The organism is Streptomyces shinuiensis, from assembly GCF_043660855.1.
GTDB lineage: Bacteria > Actinomycetota > Actinomycetes > Streptomycetales > Streptomycetaceae > Streptomyces.
In genome coordinates, this window is sequence record NZ_JBIHML010000001.1 from 2,829,840 (window position 1) to 2,844,310 (window position 14,471).

General features: G+C 75.1%; 12 protein-coding genes. 9 read left to right on the plus strand and 3 right to left on the minus strand.

The features are described 5' to 3' along the window. Positions 1-100 precede the first annotated feature (100 nt). Together ACGRHY_RS12785 and ACGRHY_RS12790 are read right to left on the minus strand one after the other, a co-directional pair. A complete protein-coding gene (locus tag ACGRHY_RS12785; protein WP_394635465.1) occupies positions 101-763 on the minus strand; it encodes a hypothetical protein in 663 nt (220 codons plus the stop codon). A gap of 163 nt (positions 764-926) precedes the next feature. Beyond that, positions 927-1,637, minus strand: a complete 711-nt coding sequence (locus ACGRHY_RS12790) for a bifunctional DNA primase/polymerase (protein ID WP_394635466.1) — start codon at positions 1,635-1,637, stop codon at positions 927-929. A gap of 804 nt (positions 1,638-2,441) precedes the next feature. Here ACGRHY_RS12790 and ACGRHY_RS12795 point away from each other — a divergent pair. Then, positions 2,442-3,908: a PP2C family protein-serine/threonine phosphatase gene (locus ACGRHY_RS12795; protein WP_394635467.1), complete on the plus strand. Its 1,467-nt coding sequence runs from the start codon at positions 2,442-2,444 to the stop codon at positions 3,906-3,908. A gap of 123 nt (positions 3,909-4,031) precedes the next feature. After that, entirely contained in the window at positions 4,032-5,507 is a 1,476-nt protein-coding gene (locus ACGRHY_RS12800) for an aminopeptidase P family protein (RefSeq protein WP_394635468.1), read from the plus strand. A gap of 113 nt (positions 5,508-5,620) precedes the next feature. Here ACGRHY_RS12800 and ACGRHY_RS12805 read toward each other — a convergent pair whose 3' ends face one another. Then, on the minus strand, positions 5,621-6,208 hold the full coding sequence (locus tag ACGRHY_RS12805; RefSeq protein ID WP_394635469.1) for an ATP-binding protein: 588 nt from the start codon (positions 6,206-6,208) through the stop codon (positions 5,621-5,623). A 215-nt stretch (positions 6,209-6,423) separates the two neighbouring features. Between ACGRHY_RS12805 and ACGRHY_RS12810 the strand changes: the two genes are divergently transcribed. The 7 genes from ACGRHY_RS12810 to pheA all read left to right on the plus strand — a co-directional run bounded on the left by ACGRHY_RS12810 (position 6,424) and on the right by pheA (position 13,930). Next, complete coding sequence (locus ACGRHY_RS12810; RefSeq protein ID WP_394635470.1) at positions 6,424-7,302, plus strand: hypothetical protein; 879 nt, start codon at positions 6,424-6,426, stop codon at positions 7,300-7,302. 153 nt (positions 7,303-7,455) lie between these two features. Continuing rightward, positions 7,456-8,232, plus strand: a complete 777-nt coding sequence (locus ACGRHY_RS12815; protein ID WP_394635471.1) for a YcnI family copper-binding membrane protein — start codon at positions 7,456-7,458, stop codon at positions 8,230-8,232. Between the two features lie 104 nt (positions 8,233-8,336). After that, positions 8,337-9,029: an SCO family protein gene (locus tag ACGRHY_RS12820; protein ID WP_394635472.1), complete on the plus strand. Its 693-nt coding sequence runs from the start codon at positions 8,337-8,339 to the stop codon at positions 9,027-9,029. After that, positions 9,026-9,535 carry a copper chaperone PCu(A)C gene (locus tag ACGRHY_RS12825; protein ID WP_394635473.1) on the plus strand — a complete coding sequence of 170 codons (510 nt, stop codon included), beginning with the start codon at positions 9,026-9,028 and terminating at the stop codon, positions 9,533-9,535. Before ACGRHY_RS12820 ends, ACGRHY_RS12825 begins: the two co-directional genes overlap by 4 nt. Positions 9,536-9,551: 16 nt before the next feature. After that, a complete protein-coding gene (locus ACGRHY_RS12830) occupies positions 9,552-11,624 on the plus strand; it encodes a copper resistance CopC/CopD family protein (RefSeq protein ID WP_394635474.1) in 2,073 nt (690 codons plus the stop codon). 49 nt (positions 11,625-11,673) lie between these two features. Then, entirely contained in the window at positions 11,674-12,948 is a 1,275-nt protein-coding gene (efeB, locus tag ACGRHY_RS12835; RefSeq protein ID WP_394635475.1) for an iron uptake transporter deferrochelatase/peroxidase subunit, read from the plus strand. Positions 12,949-12,991: 43 nt separating this feature from the next. Continuing rightward, positions 12,992-13,930 (plus strand): prephenate dehydratase, encoded by a 939-nt coding sequence (pheA, locus tag ACGRHY_RS12840; protein WP_394635476.1) that lies wholly within the window; start codon positions 12,992-12,994, stop codon positions 13,928-13,930. The last annotated feature ends 541 nt before the right edge of the window (positions 13,931-14,471 follow it).

The following is a 14,471-nucleotide window of genomic DNA, read 5'->3' on the forward strand; positions in this document are numbered from 1 at the left end:
CCCGGTCGCTGGTGCATCCCCCGTCGCCAGCGACCGGGTCTTTTCATGTCCGCACTTCCCGCATATGGGTTCGACACATGCGGACGGCCGCTCAACTCCCTTATTCCCACGAGGGATCGGCGGATCGGGTGTCGTCTCCGCCGCTGCCGTCCCCGGCCTCACCGGCGCCCCCGGCCTCACTGCCGGAACGCAGCAGCAGCCCCTCCCCGTCCGGCGCCGCGACCTCCGCCACCGCCGTGTAGGGCCCGCCGTCCGGGGAGTCCCCCTCCACGCGCCGGTGCGGAGTGTCGCACACTCCCGCCCGGTCTCCGGCGGGCAGTTCGCAGGGGACGACGACCGCCCGCCCGCCGGGGCCGAGCAGGCTCAGGGCGCCGTACAGCGCCTCGCCCGTGGTGTTCCGGTGGTACATCCGCCCCCAGACGGCGCCGTCCCGCGTCAGGACGCAGGTCTGCGCCCGCACCCCTTGCGGGGAGACGGCCCGGGGGCCGCAGACGACGGAGGTCTCCGGCAGGTCCGCGCCGGATGCTTCGGGGGAGAGGAGGCCGTGCGGGAGGGGCGACGGGGAGGGTTCGGCCGCGGATCCGGTGGCGGGGTCGGTGGTGCCGGTGGCGTCGGCGGTGGGGACGGCCGTACGTCCGTCGCCCGGCCGCCGCTCGTCCGACCCGGCGGTCGCGGCGGTGAGCGGCAGGACCGCCGCGAGGGCGACCCCGGCGGCGAGCGCGGTCACACGGAGGTTCGAGGCGCGCTGCCGCGGCTCATGCATGGCGGTCCACCTGCAACTTGCTGGAGGAAAGGGACTCTTCGGCAGGCCGAACATACCGGGGCGAAGAAGGCGTCCCGGCGGACAGACCGCCTGTTTCCCTCCAACCCCGACGCACCGTCACCCGTACGAGTGAGCGGGAGCCGGACCCGCGGGACCCGGCCGGTCAGTACGCCAGCCGGCTGCCCGTGTCCGGAACGGCCGCGCTCGCCCGCACCAGTACGTCCACCAGGGGCTCCATCCTCGGCAGCCACGGCACACCGCCCCCGCGCAGGGTGCCGCGGGCGCCGACGCCCAGCGCGGCCGGCGGCCGCTCCCAGCGAAGCTGCCCCGCGCCGGTGCGCGACGGCGGCAGGGCCACGTAGCCGCCCTCACCGTGGAACCGCAGCGAACTGGGCACCCAGTCCTGGGCGTGGAGCAACTCGCCCAGCTCCTCCAGGTCGTACGGCGCCACCAGCAGCGTGCAGCGGGTCGGGCTCGCGATCACCGGGCCGGTGCGCAGCCCGAGCCGGTCGAACTCCTCCAGCGCCCGGGCTCCCGCGGCCGCCGGGAGGCTCAGCGCGCAGGGGGCGCTTCCGCCGGTGGCCAGCAGGATCGGCGCGTCGGGGCGGTTGGTCCACCACCAGCGCACCATGCGCTCGTCGGTGGTGGCCGCCGGAAGTTCGGGATCGAAGGGGTGGGCGCCGGGCACCACGCAGTCGGGCCGGGGACAGGAGCAGCGCCCCCGGGGCTGCCCCGACTGGCGTGCGGTCAGGCGCCTGGACTCCCGCAGCGCCACACCGGGCAGCACGGGCCACCCCCACCGTGTCGCGCAGACGAGCGCCGCGTCGCGCAGCGCCCAGCGGGTCATGCGTCGCCTTCCGAGGATCTCGCGCATCAGCGCTCGTTCCTTTCCGTAACGCCATGGATCGACAAATACGTCGACAAGCACACTGACAAGGACTCAGCAGGACCGGAGGCCGATCACGGTCTTCCGGTCCTTCACACCTGTTACACCTGTGGATCTCGTGTGACCGCGCCCGGGCCCCCGGGCAGTGCGTCACCGTGCTGCTCTCCGCGGCCGTGGCCGGGGCTTTCGTGAACCGGGCGCGGAACGCGGCGTGACGGCACACGCCGGACGCCGCTCGTGCTCGCCCGCACCGCCGTATCGCCCGGCGGTCATCTGCCTGCCGTGCTCCGGTGCTCTCGGCGCGTACGAGGACGCGCCTCGTTCCCACTGCGTGGGACGCGCGGGCCAGTCGCCGGGTTCCGCCGGAACCCGGTCGCCGCTCGCCCGCTCGGTCCCTTGTGCCGTAGGTAATCGTGTACCCACGTCAATCGTGATGACGCGCTGCCGTACTGGGGGCCAGTCGACCGCGCACCGCCTGGCACAGGGTACGTTTTCAGCCAAGCTTGTGGCCACCCCCGCGGCACCTTCGGATGTTCCGGGGGCAGCGCGCGGACCCGGACCCGAAACCGGTCGGCGGGGACATCCGCGGCCTGCCGGGGCGATGCTGGACACCCGTTATCAGGGCGTGTACACCTGAAGACATTGATAGCGGAGCAGCACGACATGGGGGTTTGCGATGCTATTGACGACGCTGGTCCGCACTGAGGGCAGCCGCCCATGAGCGCCCAGCAGCCGCCGAAACTGGCCGGAATCGAATCTTCTTCGGCTCTTCCCCAGCACACTGTTCCGCCCGTGGCGGCCGCGCCCCACCGGCAGCCCGCCCCCTCCCCCCGGCCCCCGGCCGCCGACGAACCCGCACTCGCACGGCCCGTGGAGCGGCTCGCCGCCGTCCAGGACCGCCTCGCCGGGTGGATCTCCGACCTCACCACCCTCCACGACCTAACCGAACGCCTGGTGCGCACCGACACCCTGGAGAGCGCGGTGCACGAGGCGCTGCGTGCCGGAGCCGCCCTCGTGGGCGCCCGGCGCGGACTGATCGCCCTGGAGCCGGCCGACGGGCTCGGTCCCGACACCACCGTCGGACTCGGCCTGGGAGCGTCGGACATCGGCCACATCGAGACCCTCCCGCGCGACTCGGCCCCCCACGCGCGCCTCCTCGACGGGCGCCCCGGGGCCGGTGCCGGGGAAGGGAGGACAGGCCCCGGCGGCCTCCGGGAGATCACCCACCCCCACATCGCCCGGGACGAGGACCTCGACCCGCGCCACCGCGAGGTCGCAGCCCGCCTCGGCTACGCCGCCAGCCACGCCGTTCCGCTGACCGCACGGAGCACCGGGCTGCTGGGCGCCGCCGTCTGGCTGTACGACGAGCCCGCGCGTCCCACCGAGCGCCAGCGCCATCTGCTCGGCCTGTACGTGCGGCACGCCGCCGAGCACATCGCCCGCCAGGTGGACCTCGCCCGCGCCCGCTCCGCCGTGGCCACCGTGCGCGAGGAGCTGCTGCCCACCCGGCTGCCGCGGGTGCCGGGGGTGCGGCTGGCGGTACGGCACCGCACCGGCCCGCGCGGCGGCGGCGACTGGTACGACGTACTGCCGCTGCCCGAGGGGGCGCTGGGGCTGTGCGTGGGCGGTGTCACCGGATCCGGCCCGGACGCGCTGGCCGCGATGGGGCGGCTGCGGGCCTCGATGCGGGCGTACGCGGTGATGGAGGGCGAGGACCCGGTCGCGGTCCTCTCCGACCTGGAGCTGCTGCTGCGCCTGACCGAGCCGGCCCGGTCGGCGACCGTGCTGTTCGGGTACGCCGAGCGGACGCCGTCGGCCGCGGACGGTCCGGAGGCGGGCACCAGGGTCGTGCTGGCCGGGGCCGGACACTGCCCGCCGCTGATCGTCGGGCCGGAGCGAACCGAGGTCGTCGAGACCGCGCTCTCCGCGCCGCTGGGCATGCTCGCCTGCTGGGAGGCGCCCAGCGTCGAGGTGGATCTGGCGCCCGGGGAAACGCTCCTGCTCTACAGCGACGGCCTGCTGCACCGCACCGGCGAGCCGCTGGAGCGCGCCTTCACCCGGCTCCGGGCCGCGGCCGTCGCCGCCGTCCCGGCCGTACGCGCCGACCCCGACGCGCTGCTGGACCACCTGCTGCGCTCGGTGCTGCCCGGCGAGCGGGACGGTGCGGGCGGTGCCGGAGGCGGGACTGCCGGGGCCGGCGGGGAGGTCCGGGACGCGCGGGACGCCGAGGACGCCGTGCTGCTGGCCGCCTGCTTCTGAGCCCTGCCCGCAGGCCCTGTCCACAGAGCCTGTCCACAGGCCCCGGACGCCCCGGACGGGCCGGACCTACGATGGGAGTCGGCCCGCACCAGGCCCACACCACCAGCAGGAGGAGGCAGCGACGTGGCTGACCAGCAGACGCCGGAGACCCCGGAGGAGCAGGGCGAACCCACCTCGGAGGAGCCGATCAAGCAGCGGAAGAACGGCCTGTACCCGGGCGTCTCCGACGAGCTCGCCGAGAACATGAGGACCGGCTGGGCCGACACGGAGCTGCGCGACCTCGACCCCGTCCCGCAGGCCTCGCACACCGCCGAGCGCCGCGCGAGGCTCTCCGCCCGCTTCCCCGGCGAGCGCCTGGTGATCCCCGCGGGCAACCTCAGGACCCGCTCGAACGACACCGAGTACCCCTTCCGCGCCTCCGTCGAGTACGCCTACCTCACCGGCAACCAGACCGAGGACGGCGTCCTGGTCATGGAACCGAGGGCGGACGGCGGCCATGACAGCGTCCTGTACCTGCTGCCCCGCTCCGACCGCGACAACGGCGAGTTCTGGCTGGACGGCCAGGGCGAGCTGTGGGTGGGCCGCCGCAACAGCCTCACCGAGGCCGAGAAGCTCTACGGCATGCCCTGCCAGGACGTGCGCACCGTCGCCGGCGTGCTGCGCGGGGCGTCCGGCGACGTGCGCGTGGTGCGCGGCCACGACGCGGGCGTCGAGGCCGCCCTCGCCGACAAGACCACCGCCGAGCGCGACAACGCGCTGAGGGTCTTCCTCTCCGAGATGCGCCTGGTCAAGGACGACTTCGAGATCGGCGAGCTGCAGAAGGCCGTCGACTCCACCGCGCGCGGTTTCGAGGACGTCGTCCGCGTGCTGGACAGGGCGCAGGCCACCTCCGAGCGCTACATCGAGGGCACCTTCTTCCTGCGCGCCCGTGTGGAGGGCAACGACGTCGGCTACGGCTCGATCTGCGCCTCCGGGCCGCACGCGACCACCCTGCACTGGGTGCGCAACGACGGCCCCGTCCGCTCCGGCGACCTGCTGCTGCTGGACGCGGGCGTGGAGACCCACACCCTCTACACCGCCGACGTCACCCGCACCATGCCGGTCGACGGCCGCTTCACCGACCTCCAGCGGAAGATCTACGACGCCGTGTACGACGCGCAGGAGGCGGGCATCGCGGCGGTGAAGCCGGGCGCGAAGTACCTGGACTTCCACCACGCCGCGCAACGCGTGCTGGCGGAGCGGCTGGTGGAGTGGGGCCTGGTGGAGGGCCCGGTCGAGCGGGTCCTGGAGCTGGGCCTCCAGCGCCGCTGGACGCTGCACGGCACCGGCCACATGCTCGGCATGGACGTCCACGACTGCGCCGCGGCTCGCCGCGAGACCTACGCCGAGGGCACGCTGGAGCCGGGCATGTGCCTGACGGTGGAGCCGGGCCTGTACTTCCAGGAGGACGATCTGACGGTGCCCGGGGAGTACCGGGGCGTCGGCGTGCGCATCGAGGACGACATCCTCGTCACCGAGGACGGCAACCGGAACCTCTCCGCCGCGCTGCCGCGCCGCTCGGACGAGGTCGAGGCGTGGATGGCGCGCCTGCGGGGCTGACGTCCGGCGCGCCCACGCCACGGTGCGCGGGCCCCGTCCTGCCGCGGGACAGGCCGGGAGCGCGGCCGGTTCCGCGGCCGGGCTCCCGGTCGGGCCCCTGACCGGGCCCCTGGTCAGGACGCCCTCAGCAGCGAGTCCTTCCGCCACTTGAGGAGCTTGTCGAAGCAGACCATCGCGCCGTCTCCGGGACGGTTGCGGAAGTCGACGTGGTCGGCGAGGGCCTCGATCAGGAACAGGCCCCGGCCGTGCTCGTCGGTGTGGACCCCGTCGCGCGCCTCCTCGCGGAACCCGTCGCGGGCCGGGCCCGCGCTCCTGGCGAACAGGGGCCCGAAGGCGGTCACCGTATCGAGGTCCGCCGTACTGTTCGCACCGACGGCGTCGGCGGCCGTGTCGGCGACCGCGGCGCGGGGCGCGCCGCGGTACCCGTCCACGAAGCCCGGCCCGTGATCGGTCACCTCGATGCGGCACATGTCGTCATCGATGTACGCCGTCACGTGGTACTCCCCGGCGCCCGCCGGCCCCGTGTCACCGGGACCGCCGTGCTCGACCGCGTTCGCGCAGGCCTCCGAGAGCGCGACCGACAGGTCGTAGGAGACGTCGGGGTCGACCCCCGCCGTCTCCATCGCCCCGAGCAGGAGCCGCCGGGCGAGCGGGACGCTCGCAGCCTCACGCCGCAAGTGGAGAGACCACCAGATGCTCATGCTCAGCCTCCTGGCTGCGGCTCGACATACGCATACGTATTGCCCGGGGCGGCGGCGGTAAGCACGGCGGCGGCACGCTACCGCTCAATCGGCGGACCCGATGAGTTCCGCAATGTACGGAAAATGTACGAGGTGATCCCCCCGTCCGGTTGTCAACCGCGTTGGGAGGGTGCCCCGTGTCGCGGCCGAAGGGGTGATGAGATGATGGCCCGGCCATGAGAGCCCCCGTCGCGCGTGCCGCCGCCGACCTGCGACTGCTGCGGGCCGCGGTGTTCGCCGCGGTCTGCGTCACGCTGTCCGCGGCCGGGCACGTGTTCGCCGCCGGGCAGGCCCTGTCGGCGTGGACGCTCCTGGCCGGCTTCGCGGCCGTGCTCGCCACCGCCGTACCGCTGGCCGGACGCGAGCGCTCGCTGCCGGGAATCGCGGCGCTGCTGGCCCTGGGGCAGCTCGCCCTGCACTTCCTCTTCTCCTGCGGCCAGGCCGGGCACGCCGTCCCGGCCGCCCCGGCTCCTGCCGCCCCGGACCGGGGCGACGGCGGGGTGCTCGCGCTGGCCGGGCGGCTGCTGTGCAACGACCGGGCCGCCGCCGCCCTGAGCGAGGCCGAGGCCCACCGCATCGTCGCCGACGCCGGGCTCTCCGGCGCCCTCCCCGGCGGCCACACCGCCGCGGGCGCCGCCGACGCGGTGGCCGGCACGGTGACCGGCAGCGCGGCCGACTGCCTGCGGTACGCCGTGCAATCCGCCCTGTCGCTGCTCTCCGGCCCCATGCTGCTCGGCCACCTGCTGGCCGCGCTCACCATGGGCTGGCTGCTGCGCCGCGGCGACGCCGCGCTGTGGCGGCTGGTGAGGCTTTCGGCCCACTTCGCCGACGGGCTCGCCGGCGGACTCGGCGGGCCGCTCGTACGCGCCCTGCGCACCGCGCTGCGCTGCGTACGCGCCCTGCTGCGCGGGCTGCTGCCCGAGGACGCCGTGCCGGTGCGCGCCTCTCGTGCGGACGCGGCCGGCGGCCCGGTGCCGCCCGCCTCCCTGCTGCCGGCGCACTCGGTGATCAGGCGCGGGCCGCCCACCGCGCGGGATCTCGCCCTCGCGGCCTGAAGCGCACGCTCCCCCGCTCCCCCGAGCCCGGGCATGGTGCGCCTGTCGCCGCGCACCATGCCCGGGCTCGTCCGGCCGGGAGGCGACGCCTCCCCGACCCAGCGCGGTCGCGGCCGGAGAGCGCCCCATGCCTGATGAGGAGTGTCCTTCAGCATGCAGTCCCAGACACCGCCCGCCGTGCCGCCCGCCGTGCCGTCCGTCCGCCGCCTCGCAGCGGCCGGCGCCGTCGCGGCCGCCCTCGCCCTCGCCCTCGCCGGTCCGGCCGCCGCCCACATCTCCGTCAACCCCGGCGAGGCCGAGCAGGGCGGCTATACGACGATCGACGTCAAGGTCCCCAACGAGCGGGACGACGCCTCCACCGTCAAGGTGGAGCTCACCTTCCCCGCCGACCACCCGCTCGCCTCGGTGATGCCCCAGCCGGTGCCCGGCTGGGAGGTGGAGGTGACCAGGACCAGGCCGGACGAGCCCGTGGAGGCACACGGCCGGAAGCTCACCGAGATCCCCTCGAAGATCGCCTGGACGGGGACCGGCGGCGGCATCGAGCCGGGCACCTTCCAGCAGTTCCCCGTCTCCGTCGGGAAGCTCCCCGAGGACGCGGACCGGCTCGTCCTCAAGGCCGTCCAGACGTACGGCGACGAGGAGGTCGTGCGCTGGATCGAGGAGCCGCCCGCCGAGGGCGGCGAGGAGCCGGAGCACCCGGCGCCCGTGCTGAACCTCGTCCCGCCCGCCGAGGACGGCCACGGCGGCACCGAAGCCGGCGCCGGCCGGGCCGCCGCCGGGACCACTACCGATACCACCGCCCGGGGCGAGGCGGGCAGGGCGGCGGACGCCGCCGACACCACCGCCCGCGTCCTCGCCGTCACCGGCATCGCCGTCGGAGCCGCCGGCGTCGCCTTCGGCGTCCTGGCCGGACGCCGCCGCACCCCCTGACGCCCGGCCGCGCCCGGAGGGGCCCGCCCGCACCGGCGGCCCCCTCCCGGCCCGCGGCCGCGACCCACCACCGCAAGCACCACCGCAAGGAAGAAAGAACCCTCATGCACCGCACTCCGCGCCGCCACCCCCGGCGCACCCGCCGCACCCTGGGCCTGGCCCTCGCCGCCGTGCTGCTCACCGCGGGCACCGCCGCCTGCGGCACCTCCGGCGACGACACCTCCGGCGCCTCCGGAGGTGCCCCGGCCGCCGCGGACACAGGCGGCCCCAAGCAGGGCGTCGTCCTGGACAACCCCTTCGACAAGCCGGAGCTGGTCCTCACCGACACCGACGGCGAGACCTACGACCTGGTCGAGGAGACCGAGGGCCGCCCGACCCTGGTCTACTTCGGCTACACCCACTGCCCCGACGTGTGCCCCCTGACGATGAGCAACATCGCCGTCGCCAAGTCCGGACTGCCCGAGGCCGAGCAGAAGAAGCTGCGGGTCGTCTTCGTCACCTCCGACCCCGAGCGCGACACCCCGGAGTCGCTCGGCGAGTGGCTGCGCGCCCAGGACCCCGACTTCATCGGGCTCACCGGCGACTTCGAGAAGATCCAGGCCGGCGCCCGCTCCCTGGGCATCGCCCTGGAGCCGCCGGTCGAGGACGAGAACGGCGACATCGTCTCCTCCCACGGCACCCAGGTCCTGGCCTTCCTGCCCGAGGACGACCGGGCGCACGTCCTCTACACCGAGGACGTGCCTGTCGAGACCTACGAGAAGGACCTGCCCGCACTCGCCCAGGGAGAGCTGCCGTGAACCGCCGGAACCACCGTCCCGTCCGCCGGGCCCTCGGCCCGGCCCTCGCCGCCGTGCTGCTCACCGCGGGCACCGCCGCCTGCGGCACCTCCGGCGACGACACCTCCCCGGGCCCGGAGCTGACCGTGGAGGGCGCTTACGTACCCGAGCCGGTCACCGCCGACCGGGCGGGCGGCTTCCTGGTCGTCCGCAACGACGGCGACACCGCCGACCGGCTCGTCTCGGCCGCCAGCGACCTCTCCGACGACGTGCAGATCCATGAGACCTCCGGCGGGCGGATGCGGCGGGTGGACTCCCTGCCCGTGCCCGCGAACGGCACTCTGGAGCTCAGCCGGGGCGGCAACCACCTGATGTTCATGGATCTTGAGCACAAGCCCGCCGAGGGCGAGAAGGTCTCGGTGGAGCTGCGCTTCGAGAAGTCCGATCCGATCACCGTCGAGGTCCCGGTCGAGGCGGTCAACCACGTCCCCGGCGCCTCCGGGCACACCGGGCACTCCGGACAGTGAGGCAGGTACCCGCGTCATGACCGTCACCGCTCCCCGCGCCCCGTCACGGCCGGCCGGCCGGCACGGCCTGTCCGGGCTGTCCGGCCTGTCCGGTCCGCTCGGCGTGCTGGGCGTGCTGGGCGTGCTGTCGGCGCTGCTGCTCGGCGGCGCCGCGCCCGCCGCCGCGCACGCCACGCTGACCGGCAGCGACCCGGCGCGGGGAACGGTGGTGGATGAAGCTCCCCGGCAGGTGACGCTCACCTTCTCCGAGAGCGTGTCGCCGGCGGACGACGCCATCCGCGTCCTCGCACCCGACGGCGGGCGCGTGGACACCGAAGAGCCGCGGGACCTCTCCGCGGGCGGCGGGATCCGGCACGGCACCGGGCTGCGCGACGGGCTGCCCGACGGCACCTACACCGTCGTCTGGAAGGCGGTCTCGGCCGACAGCCATCCCGTCTCCGGTGCCTTCACCTTCTCCGTCGGCGCCCCCTCTCGGACCTCCGCCGCCGTGCCCGAGGAGGAGCCGGGCGGCGGCGCGGTCGGCGTGCTCCACGGCATCGCCCGCTACGCCGCCCACACCGGCTTCGTGCTGCTCGTCGGCGGAGCGGTCTTCGTCCTCGGCTGCCTGCCCGCCGCCGCCCGGACGCGGTCGGTGCAGCGCCTGGTGGTGGCCGGCTGGGTCGCACTGACCGCCGCCACCGTCGCGGTCCTGCTGCTGCGGGTCCCGTACACCGGCGCGGGCGGGCCGGGCGACATGCTCGACACGGGCGCGCTCGGCACGGTGCTGGAGACCCGGACGGGTACGGCGCTGGTGTCCCGGCTGCTGCTGCTCGCGGTGGCGGCGCTGCTCGTCTCGCTGCTCTTCGGGGCGTACGCCCGGCGGAGCGGCGGGGGGCCCGGGAGCGGGGAGGGATCCGAGGGCGGCGACGGCGGCGGGGAGCAGGCCGGCCGCGGCCTCCGCGACCGGCGAAACCAGCGGAACCTGATCTTCGGCGTCTTCGGTCTGTCGGCGGGCGGCGCGGTCGTCGCCGTGGGGCTCGCCGCGACCTGGGCCGCGGCCGGGCACGCCTCGACCGGCGTCCAGACCGCCGTGGCGGTACCGGCCGACATCGTCCACCTGCTCGCCGTCGCCGTCTGGCTTGGCGGTCTGGCGGCGCTGCTCACCGCGCTGCGGTGGGGGCCCGCGGTGGGCGGGGAGGCGGTGCGCCGCTTCTCGCGGATCGCACTGGGCTGCGTTGCCGTCCTCGCCGCCACCGGCCTCTACCAGTCCTGGCGGCAGGTCGGCGGCTGGGCGGCGCTGACCTCCACCTCGTACGGACGGCTGCTGCTGGTCAAGGTCGCGCTGGTGACGCTGCTGTTCGGGGCCGCCCGGCTCTCCCGCCGCCACGCCGCCGAGGCGGCGGACGCTAACGGGGGGCCCGTCCCCGAGCCCGTTCCCGAACCGGCATCCGTTCCCGGACCGGCGCCCGTCCCCGAGCCGGGCCCGGCCGTCACCCCCGAGCGCGCCGCGCAGCTCGCCCGCCAGCGCGCCGCGGTCGAGGCCGCGCGCCGCAGGCGGGAGCGCGACGCCGACCCGGCACGCGCCGGGCTGCGGCGCTCGGTGCTCGGCGAGGCGGCCGTCGCGGCGGCCGTCCTCGCCGTGACGACCCTGCTCACCGCGGCCGAGCCCGCCCGTACCGCCGCGGCGTCCGGCACCGCGTCCGGTACGGCGTCCGACGCGGCCGCCGGGCAGCGGCGGGAGCAGGGCGGATCCGGTTCCGACCGCTGCGGGCCGCTGGTCCTCACCGTCCCCTTCGACACCGGCGGCCCGGACGGCGCGGGCCGGGCGCAGCTCCTGCTGGACCCGGGCAGGAGCGGCGGCAACTCCCTGCTGGTGCGCACCACCACCACCGGCGGCGAGCCCCTGGACGCGCCCGAGGTCCGGGTCGCCTTCACCCTTCCCGCCCGGGACGCCGGCCCGCTGACCGCACCTCTGGAGCGGACCGGCGAGGGCCGCTGGTCCGCCTCCGGACTCCAGCTCCCCCTGCCGGGCGCCTGGGAGGCCGCCGTGACCGTGCGGACCTCCGACATCGACCAGGTGACCGAGCGGAAGACCTTCGGGCTCGACTGACCGGCGCCCGCCACCACCCGTACCACCCGAGAACCGAGACTGGGCAGCGATGACACACCACCCCGACACCGGCCCCGAGCAGTCCACCGACCCCCGCCCCGGTCCCTCCCGCCGCCGTCTGCTCGGCGCCGCGGGCGCGGCCGGCGCCGCCGGGGTGGCGCTCGGCGCGGCGGGCGGCGCCCTGGGCACGGCCGCCGCCACCGAGCCGCCCACCGCGCTGTCCACGGTCGGCAGCAGCCGCGTCCCCTTCCGCGGCGACCACCAGCCGGGCATCACCGAGCCCGCGCAGGCGCACGGGCACCTCCTCGCCCTCGACCTGGCGCCGGGCGCCGGGCGGAAGGAGGCCGCCGCGCTGCTGCGCCGCTGGACGCGGACGGCCGAGGCGCTGATGGCGGGCGAGACGCCCGCCGCCCGGCTGCACGACACCGGCATCGCCCTGGACGCCGGACCGTCCTCCCTCACCGTCACCTTCGGCTTCGGCCGCACCTTCTTCGACCGCACGGGCCTGGCCGCGCGCCGCCCTTCCGCCCTCGCCCCGCTGCCCCCGTTCTCGGCCGACGAGCTGGACACCGGGCGTTCCGGCGGCGACCTGTGGGTGCAGATCGGCGCCGACGACGCCCTGGTCGCCTTCCACGCGCTGCGCACCCTCCAGCGCGAGGCGGAGGGCACCGCCCGGGTGCGCTGGCAGATGAACGGCTTCAACCGCTCCCCGGGCGCCACCGCCGCCCCCCGCACCGCCCGCAACCTGATGGGCCAGATCGACGGCACCAACAACCCCAGGGAGACGGACGAGGACTTCCGGCAGCGCGTCTTCGTGCCCGCCGGCGGTGATCCGGAGTGGATGGCGGGCGGCTCGTACGCGGTGGTGCGGCGGATCCGGATGCTGCTGGACGACTGGGAGCGCCTCCCGCTCGACCGCCAGGAGAAGGTGATGGGCCGGCGCAAGTCCGACGGCGCCCCGCTGTCGGGCGGCTCCGAGAACACCCCGGTGGACCTGGACAAGCGGGGCACGGACGGCGGCCCGGCCATCGCCGCCGACGCCCACGTACGGGTGACGGCGCCCGCGTCCAACGGCGGCGCGGCGATGCTGCGGCGCCCCTTCTCCTACCACGACGGCTTCCGCGACGACGGGTCGCCGGACGCCGGGCTGCTGTTCATCGCCTGGCAGGCGGACCCGATGCGGGGCTTCGTGCCCGTACAGCGCAAGCTCGACCGGGGGGACGCCCTGTCCCGCTTCATCCGGCACGAGGCGAGCGCGCTGTTCGCGGTGCCGGGCGGCGCGCGCGAGGGCGAGTACGTCGGCCAGCGCCTGTTCGAAGGCTGAGACCGCGGGCTGCCCGTCCCCCGGCCGGACTACTGTGGACGGCATGTCATCCGTGAGCCGCTACACCTACCTGGGCCCCGAGGGCACCTTCACCGAGGCCGCGCTCCGCACCCTCCCGGAGGCGGCCACGCGCGAGCTGGTGCCGATGGTGTCGGTGCCCGCCGCGCTGGACGCCGTGCGCAACGGGGAGGCGGGCGGCTCGCTGGTGCCGATCGAGAACTCGGTCGAGGGCGGGGTCACCGCGACCCTGGACGAGCTGGCCACCGGCCGGCCGCTGATGATCTACCGCGAGGTGCTGCTGCCGATCGCCTTCGCGCTGCTGGTGCGGCCGGGCACCGCGCTGGAGTCGGTCAAGACGGTGACCGGTCACCCGGTCGCCCAGCCGCAGGTGCGCCGGTGGCTGGCGGAGCATCTGCCCGACGCCCAGTGGGAGTCGGCGGCCTCCAACGCGGACGGTGCCCGGCTGGTGCAGGAGGGCCGCTACGACGCGGCGTTCGCGGGCGAGTTCGCGGCGGCGACGTACGGTCTGGAGCCGCTGGTGACCGGCATCCACGACGCGGAGAACGCCGCCACGCGCTTCGTGCTGGTCGGCCGGCCGGGGCGGTCCGCGGCGCAGACGGGCGCGGACAAGACCTCGGTGGTGCTGTGGCTCGGCGACGACCACCCGGGTGCGCTGCTGGAACTGCTCCAGGAGTTCGCGGTGCGGGGCGTGAACCTGGTGCGGATCGAGTCGCGGCCGACGGGCGAGGGCCTCGGCCGGTACTGCTTCTCGGTGGACACCGAGGGGCACATCTGCGACCGGCGGGTGGGCGAGGCGCTGATGGGGCTGCGGCGGATCTGCCCGAAAGTGCGCTTCCTGGGATCGTATCCGCGGGCGGGTGTGGAGCCGTCGCAGACCACACCTCTGCGGCGGGGGACGACGGACGACGAGTTCGCGGAGGCGGCGGACTGGCTGGCGCGCTGCGTCGACGGCCGCGCCTGAGGGGTGTGCGATCCTCCGCGGAAGTTATCCACAGGGCCGGTGGCCGTCCTGTGTACAACACGGAACGATCAAACGGTCATTCCGGGCAAGTAGCTCAAATCTCCCTTCTGTGTTCACAACCCCTCAGAAACTCTGCATCCGATCAATTCGATTGATCGGCACCCGAGAGGGTGGCATTTCCATCCGAAAAGGCGTGTAGAAGATGCGAGAGGGGGGAATCGATGGGCGAGCGCGAATCCCGCACGTGCGCCCCCTCCGTCTTCCACAGGATTTCCATAGCCCCTGTGGAAAACTCGGCGGTGTCCCCCCGGGCTGTGGATAACAATCGCCACTCCTCCCGGCCCGGAACCGCCTCCGGCCCTCTCCGCGGGCCCGGACGAGCCCGCCCGGCCTCGAACGCGCCGTCTCGCACGCGCCGCCCCGCGCTCTCCCGCACGCCTTTGCGCACACCCCTGCGCCGCCGCCCCTCAGCCCACCTCCGCACTCCCGCACCACTCCGTACGGTGACAGCGGTAATTCCCTTGACGGCCCTCCTCTTCCA

What these genes read in the sequence shown, in the direction of transcription:
- ACGRHY_RS12815 (WP_394635471.1), top strand. Translation starts at nt 7,456, where the DNA reads ATGCAGTCCCAGACACCGCCCGCCGTGCCGCCCGCCGTGCCGTCCGTC.
- efeB (WP_394635475.1), top strand. Translation starts at nt 11,674, where the DNA reads ATGACACACCACCCCGACACCGGCCCCGAGCAGTCCACCGACCCCCGC.
- ACGRHY_RS12785 (WP_394635465.1), bottom strand. Translation starts at nt 763, where the DNA reads ATGCATGAGCCGCGGCAGCGCGCCTCGAACCTCCGTGTGACCGCGCTC.
- ACGRHY_RS12805 (WP_394635469.1), bottom strand. Translation starts at nt 6,208, where the DNA reads ATGAGCATCTGGTGGTCTCTCCACTTGCGGCGTGAGGCTGCGAGCGTC.
- ACGRHY_RS12790 (WP_394635466.1), bottom strand. Translation starts at nt 1,637, where the DNA reads ATGCGCGAGATCCTCGGAAGGCGACGCATGACCCGCTGGGCGCTGCGC.
- pheA (WP_394635476.1), top strand. Translation starts at nt 12,992, where the DNA reads ATGTCATCCGTGAGCCGCTACACCTACCTGGGCCCCGAGGGCACCTTC.
- ACGRHY_RS12830 (WP_394635474.1), top strand. Translation starts at nt 9,552, where the DNA reads ATGACCGTCACCGCTCCCCGCGCCCCGTCACGGCCGGCCGGCCGGCAC.
- ACGRHY_RS12820 (WP_394635472.1), top strand. Translation starts at nt 8,337, where the DNA reads ATGCACCGCACTCCGCGCCGCCACCCCCGGCGCACCCGCCGCACCCTG.
- ACGRHY_RS12810 (WP_394635470.1), top strand. Translation starts at nt 6,424, where the DNA reads ATGAGAGCCCCCGTCGCGCGTGCCGCCGCCGACCTGCGACTGCTGCGG.